19 protein-coding genes and 1 pseudogene are annotated in these 15,712 nt (G+C 49.8%); 16 read left to right on the top strand and 4 right to left on the bottom strand.

Features of this window, described 5'->3' with window-relative positions:
• The first annotated feature begins 253 nt into the window (after positions 1-253).
• From FH749_09655 to FH749_09665, 3 genes and pseudogenes are all read left to right on the top strand, one after another.
• Positions 254-514 (top strand): hypothetical protein, encoded by a 261-nt coding sequence (locus tag FH749_09655; GenBank protein MTI95730.1) that lies wholly within the window; start codon positions 254-256, stop codon positions 512-514.
• 35 nt (positions 515-549) lie between these two features.
• Complete coding sequence (locus tag FH749_09660) at positions 550-882, top strand: hypothetical protein (protein MTI95731.1); 333 nt, start codon at positions 550-552, stop codon at positions 880-882.
• Positions 883-897: 15 nt separating this feature from the next.
• Positions 898-1,558: pseudogene (locus FH749_09665) on the top strand (zinc ribbon domain-containing protein).
• Positions 1,559-1,596: 38 nt separating this feature from the next.
• On the opposite strand, the gene FH749_09670 reads toward FH749_09665, so the two are convergent.
• Positions 1,597-2,286: an LrgB family protein gene (locus FH749_09670; protein ID MTI95732.1), complete on the bottom strand. Its 690-nt coding sequence runs from the start codon at positions 2,284-2,286 to the stop codon at positions 1,597-1,599.
• A complete protein-coding gene (locus FH749_09675; protein ID MTI95733.1) occupies positions 2,267-2,668 on the bottom strand; it encodes a CidA/LrgA family protein in 402 nt (133 codons plus the stop codon). Before FH749_09675 ends, FH749_09670 begins: the two co-directional genes overlap by 20 nt.
• 36 nt (positions 2,669-2,704) lie before the next feature.
• Here FH749_09675 and FH749_09680 point away from each other — a divergent pair, with 36 nt between their 5' ends.
• The 4 genes from FH749_09680 to FH749_09695 all read left to right on the top strand — a co-directional run bounded on the left by FH749_09680 (position 2,705) and on the right by FH749_09695 (position 5,843).
• The gene (locus FH749_09680; GenBank protein MTI95734.1) at positions 2,705-3,493 is read left to right on the top strand and encodes a methyltransferase domain-containing protein; all 789 of its coding nucleotides are present in this window, start codon (positions 2,705-2,707) and stop codon (positions 3,491-3,493) included.
• 46 nt (positions 3,494-3,539) lie between these two features.
• Positions 3,540-3,938: a hypothetical protein gene (locus FH749_09685; GenBank protein ID MTI95735.1), complete on the top strand. Its 399-nt coding sequence runs from the start codon at positions 3,540-3,542 to the stop codon at positions 3,936-3,938.
• A 17-nt stretch (positions 3,939-3,955) separates the two neighbouring features.
• Positions 3,956-4,861 (top strand): YncE family protein, encoded by a 906-nt coding sequence (locus FH749_09690; GenBank protein ID MTI95736.1) that lies wholly within the window; start codon positions 3,956-3,958, stop codon positions 4,859-4,861.
• 172 nt (positions 4,862-5,033) lie between these two features.
• Positions 5,034-5,843 carry a hypothetical protein gene (locus tag FH749_09695; GenBank protein MTI95737.1) on the top strand — a complete coding sequence of 270 codons (810 nt, stop codon included), beginning with the start codon at positions 5,034-5,036 and terminating at the stop codon, positions 5,841-5,843.
• Between the two features lie 43 nt (positions 5,844-5,886).
• Here FH749_09695 and FH749_09700 read toward each other — a convergent pair whose 3' ends face one another.
• Entirely contained in the window at positions 5,887-6,186 is a 300-nt protein-coding gene (locus FH749_09700) for a hypothetical protein (GenBank protein ID MTI95738.1), read from the bottom strand.
• Positions 6,187-6,535: 349 nt separating this feature from the next.
• Here FH749_09700 and FH749_09705 point away from each other — a divergent pair, with 349 nt between their 5' ends.
• The 9 genes from FH749_09705 to FH749_09745 all read left to right on the top strand — a co-directional run bounded on the left by FH749_09705 (position 6,536) and on the right by FH749_09745 (position 15,036).
• Complete coding sequence (locus FH749_09705; GenBank protein MTI95739.1) at positions 6,536-8,689, top strand: aldehyde:ferredoxin oxidoreductase; 2,154 nt, start codon at positions 6,536-6,538, stop codon at positions 8,687-8,689.
• 62 nt (positions 8,690-8,751) lie between these two features.
• Positions 8,752-8,907 carry a sulfur carrier protein ThiS gene (locus FH749_09710; protein MTI95740.1) on the top strand — a complete coding sequence of 52 codons (156 nt, stop codon included), beginning with the start codon at positions 8,752-8,754 and terminating at the stop codon, positions 8,905-8,907.
• A gap of 118 nt (positions 8,908-9,025) precedes the next feature.
• Positions 9,026-9,547 carry a hypothetical protein gene (locus FH749_09715; GenBank protein ID MTI95741.1) on the top strand — a complete coding sequence of 174 codons (522 nt, stop codon included), beginning with the start codon at positions 9,026-9,028 and terminating at the stop codon, positions 9,545-9,547.
• The gene (locus FH749_09720; GenBank protein ID MTI95742.1) at positions 9,544-10,140 is read left to right on the top strand and encodes a TetR/AcrR family transcriptional regulator; all 597 of its coding nucleotides are present in this window, start codon (positions 9,544-9,546) and stop codon (positions 10,138-10,140) included. The genes FH749_09715 and FH749_09720 overlap by 4 nt, the downstream gene beginning before the upstream one ends.
• Positions 10,067-10,534, top strand: a complete 468-nt coding sequence (locus FH749_09725) for an FMN-binding protein (GenBank protein MTI95743.1) — start codon at positions 10,067-10,069, stop codon at positions 10,532-10,534. Before FH749_09720 ends, FH749_09725 begins: the two co-directional genes overlap by 74 nt.
• Before the next feature lie 86 nt (positions 10,535-10,620).
• On the top strand, positions 10,621-11,517 hold the full coding sequence (locus tag FH749_09730) for a hypothetical protein (protein ID MTI95744.1): 897 nt from the start codon (positions 10,621-10,623) through the stop codon (positions 11,515-11,517).
• Positions 11,492-12,346, top strand: coding sequence for a DUF1679 domain-containing protein (locus FH749_09735; protein ID MTI95745.1), 855 nt, complete (start codon positions 11,492-11,494; stop codon positions 12,344-12,346). Before FH749_09730 ends, FH749_09735 begins: the two co-directional genes overlap by 26 nt.
• A gap of 357 nt (positions 12,347-12,703) precedes the next feature.
• Positions 12,704-14,212 (top strand): sodium/proline symporter PutP, encoded by a 1,509-nt coding sequence (gene putP, locus FH749_09740; GenBank protein ID MTI95746.1) that lies wholly within the window; start codon positions 12,704-12,706, stop codon positions 14,210-14,212.
• A 101-nt stretch (positions 14,213-14,313) separates the two neighbouring features.
• Entirely contained in the window at positions 14,314-15,036 is a 723-nt protein-coding gene (locus FH749_09745; GenBank protein ID MTI95747.1) for a DNA-binding protein, read from the top strand.
• Between the two features lie 47 nt (positions 15,037-15,083).
• Here the strand turns inward: FH749_09745 and FH749_09750 are convergent, their stop codons facing one another.
• Entirely contained in the window at positions 15,084-15,665 is a 582-nt protein-coding gene (locus FH749_09750; protein ID MTI95748.1) for a restriction endonuclease, read from the bottom strand.
• Positions 15,666-15,712 lie beyond the last annotated feature (47 nt).

The following is a 15,712-nucleotide window of genomic DNA, read 5'->3' on the forward strand; positions in this document are numbered from 1 at the left end:
TCTAATATACATGGCACCTACATTATACCATGTGTTACCAATAAGGACAAGGGTTTTGCGCAGATTGTTGTGCCTACAGGTTTTTGGAATTTGTGCCTGTAAAAATGACGAAAAGCCCTATGTTCCGAGCTTTTCAAGTTAAGGTTGTGCCTTTTTCAGCGATTTACTGTACAATGCAAGCCGGTATCCCGAGCTCAATGGTCAAGAGTTAGACTCTCTCGCCGCAGAGCAAATTGGTGAAGTCAACCGCTGTATGCTTACGGTCAATTTCCGTCGGGAGCCAATCTACCTATCTCATCAGAAGTTAACTGAAGAGCGCTACAAAAAATATCAGCTGGCGGTTCGTAAAATTCCCGAGCTTGCCAGCTTGCGCGACCGGTTTATTGGCAGGGTGTTTCACCGCAATCCGGAACAGTGGCAACAAGATGTCTTGGCGCTCTTGCGATTTAACATTAATGCTGGGAGCGACGATGAGCAGTGGCTTAAGGGTTGGGAGGAAGAATCTCCTTTATAACCATTTGAATATATATTTAAAGAGGAGGTGGTTTTTTGGTCGGCTATAAGCATCCCTGCCGTTATTGTGACAATTTGGTCCCGACCAACGCCAATGTATGCCCGGCCTGTGGCAAGGTAAATCCGACGGGGCCCCTGCGGTGCCCCCGGTGTCGCAGCCCGATTCGCGAGGGTTGGGCGGCCTGCAGCCATTGTGGGCTTGAACTGAGAATAACCTGTCCGCAATGCGGTCAGTCCACATTCCTCGGCAACTATTGCACCCACTGTGACGCTTCACTGCAGGTGAACTGTCCGGAGCCAAAATGCGGGGTGACTCAGCCCCCGGGGAAAGTATGTGTTCAATGCGGGAAGCCACTTAAAAAAAACTGACAGGAGGTTGTTAATATGAGTATGCAGCCATTTACAAGTAACTTTGCCGATAACAGCACCGAGGCGGGGTTTCAATTTACATTTTACTGTGACCTGTGTCGGGAGGGGTACAAGATCAGGTTTATCGAATCCAAAACCCATAAAAAGGGGAAACTGGTCCGGGGGCTGGGCGGAATCATTAGCGCCGCATCCCACCGGCAACTACCGGGTGGGGTACGGGGTGCAGCGGGGCGCCAATGTCCTTACCGAGCGGCGCAGCGGCATGAGTCCGGAGTGGCATAAAGAGCATGAGAAGGCCTTCGAGATTGCCCAGAACGAAGCCAAGGGTCATTTTATTCGCTGCCCCAAATGCCGCAAGTGGGTGTGCGAGAACGATTGGAATGAGCAGGAAGGGCTTTGTGTAGAGGATGCCCCCAGGGAGAATGTCGAAGTGGTGGCGGCCCGGGCCAGCAAGCGCCAAGAAGATATCAAGCGCAAGGCCGCCGAGACCGATGTGTTCACCGGTACGGTAGATGCCCGGCAAACAACCTGTCCCCGCTGTGACAAGCCTGCGGGCGAAGGTAAGTTCTGCAACCATTGCGGCGCTAACCTCAGCCTGGTGGAATGTGACAAATGCGGCACCGAAAGCCCCCAGGGGACCCGGTTCTGTGGCGAGTGTGGCAATAAACTGTTCTAGTTCATAAACAAAGGCAGCTTCCAAGCCGGAAGCTGCCTTTAAAATATCTGCATGAGCGGCGGTAGGAGCAGGGCTGTAAACAGCGCAGCCAAAATCAGGGCGACGCTGCCTAGGGCGCCCGCTGTTTCACCTTCCTGCATAACTGTAGCGGTACCCAGGGCATGGGCCGCGGTGCCCATTGCCAACCCCCGGGCCAGCGGTGTTTTTACCCTGCCCAGAGACAGGAGCTGGAGGCCAAAGGCGCCGCCCAGATTGCCCGCGATAATTACCATCGCCACCGCCAGCGGCGCCGATGCGCCCAGCCCCGGCGCCAGCGCCAGGGCTACAGGCGTGGTCACTGATTTGGTCAGCAGGGCAGCGGTCAATGGCCAGTCCAGGCCTGTCAGGCGGACCAGCAGGAAAGTAGAAACAAGCGCCGTCAATGTGCCGGCAAAGCTGGCCAGCAAAACCGCCTTCAAGTTCCGAATCAGGGTTTGGCGTTGGCGGTAAAGGGCAAGTCCAAGAGCAACTGTGGCCGGAGCAAGCCAAACATCGATTACCTGGCCGCCGGCCATAAAGCGCTCATGGGGAATCTGCAACCCCACCAGCAAAAGGATTAACAGCGCCAGCGCTGGAATCAGCGGAGGGACTTTGCGCAGCCGCGGATGGCTCACCAAACGGATCCCGGCCAGATATGCCAGGGGGACGCTGGCCGCGAAAAACCAAGCTTCAGCGCTCACTGCTGCCACCTCCTGCCAGTTCGGCGACCCAGCCGGTCACTAAGATTGTCAAAGCAGTGGAAACCGAAATTACTAATAATACCGGCAGCAAATTGCGGCTCAAAAGCCCGAAGTGGTCAACAATACCCAGGGCGGCGGGCAGGAAAAATAAGGTGAGGTGCCGCAGGAAAAAGTCGCCACACTTGCTGACCGTCTCTTCTTTGACAATGCCGGTAAACAGTGCCAATGCCAACAATATCAGGCCCGCCAGCGCACCGGGAAAGCCAGTAAATTTCCCAATCAGCACACCGAGGCCGGTAAAAACTAGAATAATCGTCAAACCAGTCATCTCATCACCAACCGTCTTTATACTGTTACCAGTATAGCATGGAGGCGGGCATTGGTGAAACATGTCCTTTTGTTCGGGGTGGCGGGCTAAGGCACGGAGATGTATAATTGTTGGAAGGGAGGAAAGTATATGGGGCCAATATATGAGTACATATTTAGTGACCTAAATCTTGAGGATAAGCTAGTTCTTGATGCCGCCACCGGCGCCGGAAGAGCGACCCGCGCCTGGGCAGAGGCTATACAGTTCCAAAGGGCCAGGGCGAAGATAATCTCTGTGGATCACGATCAGCCCCCGGAGTGGGTGGTTCAATTAACCGACTTGCTTGGCGATTTGGCTCAGTTTGTTGATTTCCGCGAGGCAGATATTTTCTCCTTGAGTCTGTTGCCAGACCAGTCTGTGGACATAGTCAATTGTGACAATACAATAGTTTTTCTTAATCCTCGTCCTCTCAGGCTGCTCGCTGCATTCCAGGAGTTCAAGCGTGTTCTTAAACCTGGAGGCAAGCTGATTGTTGTATCCGAGCTGCCGGTGGAAAATTCTCCTGAATGCCGTGGGCAGTGGCAGCGCTGGCAGTTGGCAAAATCAATCTGGGCCTTGAGTGGCGAGGTGTGGGCTGTGGAACCATTGCCAGAGGAAGTGGAGGCAGCATTGATGCAAATGGATTTTTCCGTTGTCGCTCAGCAGCAATTTCCTGGAGCCCGGCTTTGCAATTTCGAAGGGATAGTGAACGAGTGGCGTGAACGCATGTTGGATAAAATTGCAGGTCTGCCCTGGTCTGAGCTCAGGGAGCCGTTGCGTCGGGAGGTAGCTGCAGTCTGCGCGCGAATTGAGACAGATGGCTATCTTAGCGCTCCTGGGCGCTATGTTCTTAAGTGTGTCCGGCAATAGAATCAGGAGCGTATATGTGAATGTATCTATCGAGGGGGAGTCTAGTATGAAGTGGCCTCAAAGGCGCTCACCGTTATGGTTTATTGCAGGGGCTGTGCTTGCCCTGGCAGTCGCCGTTATTTTCGTTTTGTTTTATGGAGTCATTTTCAACCATAACCTGGGTAATCTCAATCTGTGTGGGATTGTGCTAATTTTTTTCCTGCTCTTTCAGTTAATTGCCCTGGCTGGTTTTTGGGGACGGAGAATCCTTGTGGTTTGCGCCACGCTGGGGATTATCTCTGGCTTGATCTTGTTTCTCAGCGTGATTGCGAGAAATGTCGGCGGCTTTGAGGGTCTTGTGGGCGCACTGTCCATGTTGATGCTGATTGCTGCCGGGTTTGCCCTGGGACTAATTCTCGAGCTGGCGCACTTTCTCTGGTTGCAGGTAAAGCGCAAGCATAAATAAAATTGGAGGGGATTAAAATGAAAGAGATGTTGCTTGTTCTCAATAAGGATGAACATACGGTTAGTTATATTGAAACGCAGACCGGTCAAACCTTAAAGACAATCTCTGTGGATCAAAATCCGCACGAAGTAGCAATTACCCGTGATGGACGCAGGAGCTATGTCACTAGCTCCGGTGGCAATTCAGTTAGCGTCTTTGATAATGAGACATTGGAAATGGTCGGACACATCACCCACCCTGAATTCAAGTTTCCCCATGGAGTGGGCCTGAACAGCAGTGAAGATACGCTTTGGATAGCTTCAACCTATGCAAATACAGTTTTTCTGATTGACACGAAAGAGTTTAAGGTGCGAAAAACAATTCCCACGTATCAGGAGCTCGTGCATATGATTTACTTTTCGCCTGATAGAAAAAAAGTCTATGTCCCAAATATCGGCTCCAATAACATAACTCTATTTGATGCAGAATCGGAATCAATTATCACTCATTTCCCGGTGGGCAGGGGCCCGGAGGGGGCGGCGGCGCATCCAGATGGCAAACGATTGTTTGTGGCGAATCAGGATGAGGACAGCTTGCATATCTATAATTTAGACGATTTATCGCTTGCAGTTAAGCTCCGCCTGGGACGCTGTCCAATCCGCCTGATCTTCAGTCCCGATGGGCGTTATGCTTTGATTCCCAACCGCGAGGGCGACTGTGTAAGCGTGGTTGATACCAACCTCCAAAGGGAGATTAAGCGTATTCCAGTGGGGATCTGGCCCGGCGGTACAGTCTTTAATGCTGCCGGAACTGTTGCCTGGGTAGCCAATAACAAGACCAATGATATCTCTGTTATCGATGTCCAATCGCTACAAGAGGTTGACAGGATTCCGGCGGGAATCCATCCCGATGGCATTGGTTATATTCCCGGCGATGGAGAATAAACCATTAGTATGGAAAAATTGTCAAATGCGCAAATTCCCAGTATATGCAGGAAATTATTTTTCTCTGGCGAATAATATGTAATAGCAGGTCCGATGGACAGAATAGTCCCCGGACCATTTTTTTTCGGCAGCGCAGGTCTTGGTAAGCAAATCATGTCAGGAGGTAAGAAGGGTGAATCTGAACCTATTTACCCGGGAGTTGGACTCGTTGCTGGACGTTGGTTTTTCCGACATAAGAGCACAGGCTGCCTCAGGACTCCAAAGCACTGCTGGTGGAGGAGATTGCCGAAACCGAGTTTTGACGGCTGAGAAAATTCTGGCTTTGGTTAGTTGTAATACGTTGGCTGTGCCGGAGCCGGTGCTGGCGAAACTGCACAAGGCGATTTTTGACAGCTGTGCCGACGTACGCAGGCCGCTGATTCGGACTCTGTTCTATGTTGGCAATCAGACTTCGGTGCCGCCGCTTGATGAATTGGCCGCTTATATTCAAGATGCCGAAAGTGAAAGTTTAGCTGTCGACACTTCCCGGGCTGCTTGTGTTTCTCGGGGGCGAAAACTTTATGGCGATAGCAGTCGTTTCGCTCTAATTTCCGGAAATCTGCGGTTGGCAGATCTTTTAGTTGCCCTGGCCGAGGAAAAGGAGGCACTAATTCATTTTGCTTCGCCTCCCTATGAAGAATTGATTGATCTTGACTGGGATATTCAGATTATTGACCGACAATACATGGGTAGTCGGCACTGGAATCAGTTCTGCGCTCATTTGCATGATGCAGACGATCAGACACCGTTAATTGTCATCGACCGAAAGCCCGGCGAATCAGAAGCATTTGCCAAGCCGGTGAAACATATCGATAATTTGTTTTACATTAATGAATCACAGGGTGATTTGATTGTCGAATTGGTCAGGGAGGTTCTGACCGGCGAAAAGATTCACTTCGCTGCTTCCTTGGGTAAGGTCTCACTGTTAAATCAAAAGATTTAGCGAGTTTAGTTTAAATCAGCCCCACGTTTTCGTGGGGCTGATTCTACTTTTCTTGCTTATCGCAATACAGGTGCATTGCATCCCGCATGAACTTTGCCAGGCCGGGTTTGTATTTATCTATATTGGCGGAGGAACGGTTGTCGGAAACATAGAGATTAGCCAGCTGTCTGAACATCTCTAGGTTACATTTATAGAAGCGGTTATCGATTAGTTGATGCCAGCGAGCGATCGCTTTCTGGACTTCCTCCTCCGCCGGATCGCGCTCGGTTAGTGCAGCCAGAGCGCGGAATATTTTTTCACTCTCCTTTCTCATTTCTATCCAATCCTGGTGGGTATTTTTCACTTTAATCCCTCCTCATTAGAGTATATGGCTCCCGCCGCAGATTCGCTAAAAAGTGTACTTCCGACTGATTTCACCAGGAGTAAGGCGACAAAGAGGCAGCCCTTTAATCTAGAAAAAGACTGAAAATAAGTTATGGGTTTCACTTATGCTGATTTTTTGTTAAAATTGGACTTATAAAGTTAGCGTTCCAATATAATTACTGCTGGAGTGCGAAGATTCTAATTAGAAGGGGGTGTATTGCCCGGTCCGGCGCAGAAAGCGGGTTTTTATGGACAAGCTTTCTTACACATAGCTATGTGCCGCCTGCCTGTCTGGCAGGGAGAATGTCTTCTCGAACCGGGTGAAATTGATGACATCTGTGGAAACAATCAAGAAGTCTCGTAATGTGTTGGCCGAGTACACCTATCAGCCTGCGGCCGCAGAGAAGGGCTATACAGGCAAGTCCCTGTATGTCAATCTCTCTGACGGCACTATTAAAGCAAAGACTATTACCGAGCAAATGAAGGACGTTTTTATTGGCGGCAAAGGGTTTGGTCTCTGGTATCTCTGGAATGCAGTAACACCTGAAACCAAATGGAATGACCCTGAAAACGAAATAATTATTTCAGCCGGCCCGATTGGCGGTATCACCCAGTACCCGGGCTCCGGCAAATCGCTAGTGGTTACCCTCTCGCCTTTGACAGGTTCTGTTATGGACAGTAATGTCGGTGGCTATTTTGGTCCTTATCTCAAGTTCTCCGGTTGGGATGCTCTGGAGCTTCAGGGTAAAGCTGAGCGTGATACCGTCCTTTTCATTGACGGTGACACCGGCAAGATCACGTTGGAAGAAGTGGACCTGGACCCCTCCGCAAGTCATCTGACCAGCGAGTTGCTAACCGAAGCTTATGCCGAATCGGAAGCTGACCGCAAGCATATCTCCGTTGTCTCAACGGGCAGCGGCGCCGATAACACTCTCATCGGTCTTCTGAACTTTTCCTTCTATGACAGCCGTCGCAAAGTTACCCGCCTCAAGCAGGCTGGTCGTGGCGGCATCGGCACAGTATTCCGGGATAAAAAGATTAAAGCGCTGGTGGTCCGTTATTCAAAAATGACGGGCAAAGATAATAACCCCGTAGATTACGATACAATTGCCCGCACCGGGCGGAAACTCCATAAAGAGATCAATCAGTTCGACGATGTGCAGTGCCGGATGCGGCAGGCGGGTACTGCTAACCTGATGACAGCAATGAATGATTATGACCTCCTGCCGGTAAACAATTTCAAGTATGGTTCCCATGTGGACGGTAAAAACATCTCCACCGAGGCCCTGATTGAACGGTTCACTCAAGGCATGTACGACGGTTGCTGGTTCGGTTGTTCGATGTCCTGCTGTAAGGCAGTGGACGATTTTGAACTCAAGACCGGCCCCTTTAAAGGTGAAAAGGTTATCGTTGATGGACCGGAGTATGAGAACGCTGCCGGTTTGGGCGCCAACTGCGGCATTTTCGATTTGGATTATATTTTCGAGGCCAACTTCTATTGTGATACTTACGGCCTGGATACCATTTCCACCGGAACGCTGATGGCGTTTGCCATGGAATGTTATGAGAACGGCATCATCGACAAGGAAGTTACCGGCGGCATGGAGCTGAAGTTCGGGAACAAGGATGCCGCCATGGAATTGCTACATCAGATGGGTCAGGGCCGGGGCTTTGGCAAAATCGCTGGTCAGGGTGTTCGCCGGATGAAAGAACTGTTCATCAAAGAATATGGCGCCGACCCCGAGTTCCTCCAGGATATTGGCATGGAGGCCAAGGGCCTGGAGTATGCTGAATACGTCAGCAAAGAATCGCTGGCTCAACAAGGTGGTTTCGGCCTGACCAATAAGGGGCCCCAGCATGATGAGGCCTGGCTGATATTCATGGACATGGTGAATAACCAGATTCCTACCTTCGAAGACAAAGCGGAGGCGCTGCATTACTTCCCCATGTTCCGGACCTGGTTTGGTCTACAGGGGCTGTGTAAGCTGCCCTGGAATGATGTAGAACCGGAAGGAAACAGAGAATTGCCTGACGCTGCAAAAGTGCCTGAGCACGTGCAAAACTATGTCGATATTTTCAATGCTGTTACTGGAAAAAACATCGACAAAGAAGAAATGATCCGTCAGTCGGAACGGGTCTACAATTTCCAGCGGGTCTTCAACCTGCGGATGGGTTTCGGCAAGCGGGAGCATGACGCTATCCCTTACCGCTCAGTGGGACCGGTAACTGTCGAGGAATACGAGTCCCGGGCCGAGCGTTATGACGGTCAGCTCAAAGAGCTTGGCCATTCCCCAGAGCAGATGAGCACAGAGGAAAAAATGCAAGTTCTCCGTAAACATCGCCTAGAAATGTACGAGACTCTTGTAGATACGGTTTACAAGCGCCGGGGCTGGACCATGGACGGCGTGCCCACTCTCGAACATCTGCAAGCTTTAGGTATCGATTTCCCTGAAGTTGTGGAAGTGGTAAAGAAGCATCTTTAATCTAAGCCGGGGGGATTTTCTTGATTGAAGTGAATGGCAGAAAAGTACCTTATGAAGAGGGTATGACCGTGAAAAAACTCTTGGATAAAATGAACTATACTTTTTCCATGATTCATGTATGGGTGAATGGAGAATCGGTTCCGAAACAGGATTGGGAGACGTTTGTCATCCCACCACAGGCAAAGGTTCAGGCCCTGCATCAAATTGCAGGTGGCTAAATTATAAGCTCCGGCTTCGACGCCGGAGCTTTGTTTTTTGCGTTAAATAATTTCTAACCCGTTACAGATAATTGACAAATACTGATTCGTTTTGACACGCAGACAAAAAAGGATTACAGTGTTAATAATATTAACACCGTTAAAAATTTATATGTTTTGGAGGAAGATATTAATGAAATCTGTTGTAATCTATACCACACGTTATGGAAGCACTGCCGAAGTCGCCGGCAAATTGGCCGGGGCCTGTAATGCGGACTTGATTGATCTTGCTAAAACCAATACTGTAAACTTGGAGCAATATGATGTCGTTTTTTTAGGTAGCCCAATATTTTCCAGCAATCTCGCCGGCAAGATGAAAAAATTCTGCGACGAAAATTCGACTGCTTTGCTAAACAAGCGTTTGTATCTGTTCATATGCTGCGCCCATGAAGGTGAGGAGGCCCGGAAGCAGATAGACGTTGCCTGGCCGGAGCAACTGGTAGCCCATGCAGCAGACAAAACCGTTTTGGGTGGCGCCGTGATTCTGGAAAAATACAATTTCCTGATTCGGGCACTGATGAAGAAGCTTGGCATTAAGGAAAGTTTCACACGCATTGATGAAGAAGCCATCGCCAAATTGGCCGGGAGTGTCAACGAATGACAAATAAAGAGTTGCAACGGCAGCGGATGAGGGGTTATTTCATCGACGCAGCTATTGAGCTCATCGACAATGAAGGGGTGGAAGCGGTAAGCGCACGCCGGGTCGCTGAGTTGGCCGGCTATTCCTACGCCACCATTTACAATTATTTTACCGACATCAAGCATCTCTTATGGCATTGTCTGCCTATCTATATTGAGCGCATTAACCAACAGTTACAGCCGGAGCGGATGCCCGGACCTACCGGACTCGATAAATTACGTCAGTCGGTACGGGCATATGCCAAATTCTTTGTCGATTATCCCCATAGCTTCCGCTTTATTTTTCTTACGGAGCTGGGAGATACACCTGAAGAGCTCATCAGCACCATGGAAAAGCCGACCTTCAATGAGACCTTAATGCGCATTCTCCAGGAATGCGTGGCTGAAGGGGTGCTGACACCGGAACAAGCATCGGCTCTCATAGGCATGATTGGCTTTACCGTCAACGGGGCATTGCTTTTTTATCTAAACAACCGTCTTGATGTGGACGAGGAAGAATTCTTTATCATGCTGGATAAAGCACTTGATCCAGCGCTCAACTACGGAGGGAAATAAAATGAAGAAGTCGGTAAAAATTGTTGGTATTGTCGTTCTGGTTCTGGCGATTGCCATAAGTGCTCTGGTTTTGCGCTTCGTTAGGGCGGCGGATGAGACGTCTGAGCTCCTCGCTGCCGCGTCGCTTGCCAATCCCGACCTCAGCATGGTTGGCGCCGGTGAATACTTTGGTGAGTTTAATACACCGGTACTTGCCGTTAAAGTCAAAGTCACGGTTGCCAATCAGCAAATTGTTGCTGTTGAAATCATCGAGCATGACCATATGCGCGGCGGACCAGCGGAAGCGATAGTAAATACGGTAATCGAGCGCCAGGAACTGCTTGTCGACCATATTTCGGGAGCTACCCATAGTTCCAAGGCAATCCTTCTGGCTATTCAGGACGCACTTCAGTGAGTTGTGATAGCTGTACCGTGCTTGCGAAAGGCACAATCGGTACCGAATCAATGGTATAATGTAGACGCAAAATTGTTTCGGAGCTGATGAAATTGTTTATTGGAATGCGCATTTTTAAGACTGCTGTGGCGGTAGCGATATCTGTGTATCTGGGTATTTTGATAAATTTGGATTCCCCTTTCTTTGCCGCCATCGCTGCACTAATTACCCTCCAGGGGAATTTGGTCGACTCATTCAGTATGGCAAAATACCGATTGCTGGGAACGGTCTTCGGCGGGGGGTTTGGATTGATGGGCGCTACACTCGCCTGGAGTAATCCCCTGATGATTGGCCTTGGTATTGGAGTTATTATTTTCCTGGCCAACAAGCTGAAGTGGAACAAAGCAATTCCTATTGCTTCAATTGTCTATGTTTCCATCATGCTGGTTGAGGGAAGCAGCATTTACTACAGCCTGCACCGGGTTTTAGATACCTCTGTCGGGATTGCAGTCGCAGTGATTGTGAATATGGCGATTTACCGGCCGTACAGTCGTGATCGGGTTATGAAGGTTTCGATTGACTTGGTGGAAAAATTCCGGCGGACGATAAAGCTGTTTCTCTGCACCAAGGATGACCTCTGCATGACCGCTGTTGAGAAGGAGTTGGCTGTGCTGGAGGCCGAGCTGCCGGCTCTGAAAAAAGAAGCGCGCATGCATATTTATCGTGCCGAGGATGGAATTGATTTTGAGGCGGTAAAGGAACAATTTGACGCCCTGTACCAGAATCTCAGTATGTTGGCCGCTATGGGCCATGGCCTGCAACTGAAAACCGAAATGGTTCAGCGGCTTGAAGATCTCTACGGTTTAGAGCTGAATCCAGGAAGGAATCTTAGCGACAAAGATATAGTCTTCAACTACCACCTGGAGATTGCCCTGGACTTACTATGTCAATTGAAGAAAACCTTTAATTTGCCTATTCATGAAAAGCAGACGGCAGAGGGTTAGGCAAGGGAGCGGCGAGATGGAGCAATCCCTAGAATTATTGACTGCGAAAATTGTTCCCGGTAGTCGGCTTTTGCGTTCCTGGCCCCTGGTCGGTGGGGTATCGGCAACAGTAACGGCCGTGGAGCTGACCTTGTCTGAGGGTGCGCTGTTAAAGTTGGTCATTCGCTGTCATGGCGAAGCCGACAGGAAGAGAAATCCTAACATTGCGGCCGACGAATATAATTTGTTACATATTTTATATTCTGCCGGTTTGCCCGTTCCCCGCCCTTATTATGCTGGTTTCTGCACATCATTTCCCGCTCCCTGTCTGGTGATTGAATATATAGAGGGGAAGGCTGAATTTGCCCCGACCAATTTGCCCGCTTACCTCAGACAAATGGCTTCTGCCTTGGCGAGAATACATTCCCTAGATGTAGAGTTGCTTAATTTATCGTTCCTGCCCCGACAGTCTGAGGTTTTGCCGGCATCTGGTCGATTATCTCTGGTTCATGGCGATTATTGGCCGGGAAATATTCTCTGGCAGGAGCAGAAGCTGGCTGCAATTATTGATTGGGAAGATGCCTGTGTGGGCAGCCCCCTTTATGACCTGGCAAACTGCCGCTTGGAACTGCTTTGGGCCTTTGACCAACATGTCATGCAGGCCTTTACTTCGGAGTACCAGGCCCTGTCTGGGCTCGATCTAAGCTTGCTCTCATGTTGGGATATTCATGTTGCGAGCAAATCTCTGCCTAAAGTAAAAGGCTGGGGTTTGCCACCGGCGCGCGAGCAGGAAATGGAAGTAAAGGGGCATTGGTTTATAGATTATGCCCGAAGAAAGTGTAAATTTTAACAAGCTCAGTTGCCGCCCGAATTAGAAACGCCGGATAAGTCCTAAAATCCGGCGTTTATTTATTTCCTTAGAATTTACTCAGCAAAAATTGTAAAAAAGGGAGGATATTGTTGTCGCTTACCGAATTATTATAACAATCCGGCCGGGAGTGAGTCTGTGCTAGAACAGTTTGTCTTGCGACGGAAAGGAGGGACATTGCTTTATTAGACGTTGGCCGGATGCCAGAGAAAATCAGAGAGGGAGGAATATTTGAATGGAGTTGACCGCGGCAACTTGGTTTTGGCTGCTTGTTCCGATGCCCCTGCTGATTGTATGGGCTATCCTCAGCTACTTTCATGAGAAGAGGGGGGAAAGCAAATGACCCCAACCTACATTACCTTTGGCTTCTATCTGGTTGCCATGATAACTGTCGGAATCATTACTTATCGCATGACTAATACGCTTTCAGACTACGTAATCGCCGGACGGAACCTTAATAAGTGGGTGGCTGCGCTTTCTGCTCAGGCCAGTGACATGAGCGGTTGGTTGCTCCTGGGCCTGCCCGGCGCTGCATATGCTACCGGTCTCGGCGCCTGGAGTATCTGGATTGCAATTGGTTTGGCTACCGGGACATTGTTAAACTGGCAGTATGTGGCCAAAAGACTGCGGAGTTTCACCGAAACCTTTGGCGATTCAATTACACTCTCCGATTATTTCGCCAATCGTTTTCAGGACAAAACCCATGTTCTTAGGATAGCTTCCGCTATTTTTATTCTTACTTTCTTCTTGTTCTACACTGCTTCCGGACTGGTGGCCGGCGGCAAACTCTTTGAAGCAGCCTTCGGCATGGATTACACAACTGCGCTGCTAATCGGTACATTTGTTATTGTCGCCTATACGTTTATGGGCGGATTCTTTGCGGTCAGTTGGAGCGACTTCTTCCAGGGTGGCCTGATGTTCCTTGCGTTGATCATTGCCCCGATTTTGACAATACAGTATGTTGGAGGTTTGGGTGCGGTGGCAGATGCCATCAGCAACGCCAACCCCGGTTTGTTGGATATTGGCGCCGATGTGGATTACGCTATCGAGAACGGAGGACAATGGGTCTCACTTGGCTCCATGAGCGCTGTAGCGATAATCTCCGCTCTTGCCTGGGGGCTAGGGTACTTTGGCCAACCTCATATTCTCGCTCGGTTTATGGCTATCCGTTCGCTTAAGGATGTGAAGGTCTCGCGCCTTATCTCTGTGGTCTGGGTAGTCCTCACCCTTTATGGTGCTGTATTTGTCGGCTTCATCGGCATTTCTGCATTTGGCCCCGGCAACGGGTTACCTGACCCCGAGTGGGTGTTCATGGAAGTTGTCCAACTGGTCTTTAATCCTTGGATAGCTGGAGTATTGCTGGCAGCGGTTCTGGCTGCGATTATGAGCACCATCGACTCTCAGTTGCTGGTGTCTTCCAGCGCACTGACAGAAGACTTCTATCACACGTTCTTCCGGCGCAATGCCAGCCAGAAGGAGCTGGTTTGGGTAAGCAGAGTTGCCGTGCTTGTTATCGCGGGGATTGCACTGATTCTTGCCTTCAGCGGCGGACAGGTTTTGGAATTGGTGGCATACGCTTGGGCCGGTTTCGGCGCTGCCTTTGGCCCTGCGGTACTGTTCTCCCTGTTCTGGCGGCGGATGACCAAGAATGGCGCCTTGGTCGGCATGATTGTCGGTGGACTCACCGTCATTCTCTGGGAATACACCGGCTCTGCCCTCTATGAAATCGTTCCCGGCTTCTTGTTCTCCTCCATCGCCATCGTTGTTGTCAGTCTGCTTGGCAAAGAACCTACTCCTGAAGTGCTCAAAGAATTTGACAATGCAGAGGAAATTGTCAAGGCAGGTTAGGTCAGTTAGAAACGTAGCCCCGGCGCAAGCCGGGGCTTTAAAAAGCTAGTCTAGTTGATTTTACTTGTTTTTTGTTGTATGATGGTGTCGGAGGTGGTAATATGGCCAAAGATTTAATAACTGCTCAAGCACTTGCCGACACGCTTGACCTTTCGGTAGAAACAATTTGGCGGTACACCCGGACAAAGCGGATTCCCTATGTTGAATTGGGCAGCAGGCAATATCGCTATAATCTTGAGGCAGTGGTTGCCGCTTTGGCTGGCACTGCTGTTGGGGAAGAGTCAGGCGATTATCGGACAACTCCCAGCAGGCCGGCGGCACAACAGGGAGGCAGGTATGAACTGCTTGCCGGCAAATCGGTTCTGACCCCGGCCCCGAGTATTCTACACCAACGGGTAGCCCGGGAGTTGCAGTATTTGCTCATTACCTATTTTAGACAAATTGACCCCCAGGGCGAGGTTTTTAGCGCGCCTCTGGATGTGGCCCTGGCCGATGACACGATTGTATGCCCGGATATTATCTATGTTGCCGGCCCGCAACGGGACATACTTAAGGATACAAAAGTTGAGGGCGCTCCGACGTTGATAGCCGAAGTCATGTCCCGGGACAGCCGTCGTCGCGACCGGATTGACAAAATGGAGATTTACAAACAAGCGGAGGTTCAGCATTATTGGTTGCTGGACCCAATCGAGAAAATCCTGGAGTGTTTTGTCTACGACAAAGGCTATTACAGCCGGCCGGCAGCGGGCATGGAAGCCGAAGTCGTGGAGCATCCCGATTTCGCGGGGCTAAACATTCCCCTGGCTAATCTCTGGTGGGAGTAAATCAAAAAGCCCGGACAGTTATAGTGTGTGTCCGGGCTTTATTGCGCTTATGCTTGCTGAGGTTTTGCAGCGGCTTTATTTTTTGTCTCGGCCGCCTCCACAGTCTCTGTCCACATCTCCACTAATTCACAACCGTTAATCAGGCGGATATTCAAATCTGCTGCATATTGTCTAGCGTTGGCTGTATAGTCAGAAGTCGTAACCACATAGCCACCCCTGGCCTTTTGCTTTAGCATCTGGGAGTGGATTATTGCAATCGGCTCGAAGCCAACCTTGTTATCTTCTTGATAACACTTAACCTGTCCCAAGTATAGTCCATCGGACTGATGCAGGCGCAGATCAACGCCATAGTCATTGCTAGCCATTGTTACTTCTACAGAACAATTATAATACTGCTCAAGGACCCGGCCAACAAAACGTTCAAAATCCCAGGGGGTTTCTTCATCGTCATCACCATTGCCAAAACGTCGGATTAATCCCTTGAGCAGAGTTATTTTCATGTCTTTATTGCAGCGGGTAAGCTGGGTGATGGTGGAATTTAGCAATGTGGTCTTCTGCCGATACTCTTTTGCCCAGTAGATGCCGAATCCCAGAACTGCCAGCAAGGCCAAAAAGATTGCCGCTTCCACAAGCGTCACTCCAATCTACTTTTTGACCTTCAGTATTCCCAGCGAGG

The organism is Bacillota bacterium (assembly GCA_009711825.1).
In the GTDB taxonomy this organism is placed as follows: domain Bacteria; phylum Bacillota; class Proteinivoracia; order UBA4975; family VEMY01; genus VEMY01.

Coding starts and splice junctions, on each gene's coding strand:
- putP (MTI95746.1), top strand. CDS start 12,704: ATGACCCCAACCTACATTACCTTTGGCTTCTATCTGGTTGCCATGATA.
- FH749_09720 (MTI95742.1), top strand. CDS start 9,544: ATGACAAATAAAGAGTTGCAACGGCAGCGGATGAGGGGTTATTTCATC.
- FH749_09705 (MTI95739.1), top strand. CDS start 6,536: ATGACATCTGTGGAAACAATCAAGAAGTCTCGTAATGTGTTGGCCGAG.
- FH749_09735 (MTI95745.1), top strand. CDS start 11,492: ATGAAAAGCAGACGGCAGAGGGTTAGGCAAGGGAGCGGCGAGATGGAG.
- FH749_09710 (MTI95740.1), top strand. CDS start 8,752: ATGACCGTGAAAAAACTCTTGGATAAAATGAACTATACTTTTTCCATG.
- FH749_09680 (MTI95734.1), top strand. CDS start 2,705: ATGTATAATTGTTGGAAGGGAGGAAAGTATATGGGGCCAATATATGAG.
- FH749_09685 (MTI95735.1), top strand. CDS start 3,540: ATGAAGTGGCCTCAAAGGCGCTCACCGTTATGGTTTATTGCAGGGGCT.
- FH749_09745 (MTI95747.1), top strand. CDS start 14,314: ATGGCCAAAGATTTAATAACTGCTCAAGCACTTGCCGACACGCTTGAC.
- FH749_09725 (MTI95743.1), top strand. CDS start 10,067: ATGTGGACGAGGAAGAATTCTTTATCATGCTGGATAAAGCACTTGATC.
- FH749_09730 (MTI95744.1), top strand. CDS start 10,621: ATGAAATTGTTTATTGGAATGCGCATTTTTAAGACTGCTGTGGCGGTA.
- FH749_09655 (MTI95730.1), top strand. CDS start 254: ATGCTTACGGTCAATTTCCGTCGGGAGCCAATCTACCTATCTCATCAG.
- FH749_09675 (MTI95733.1), bottom strand. CDS start 2,668: ATGTTTCACCAATGCCCGCCTCCATGCTATACTGGTAACAGTATAAAG.
- FH749_09690 (MTI95736.1), top strand. CDS start 3,956: ATGAAAGAGATGTTGCTTGTTCTCAATAAGGATGAACATACGGTTAGT.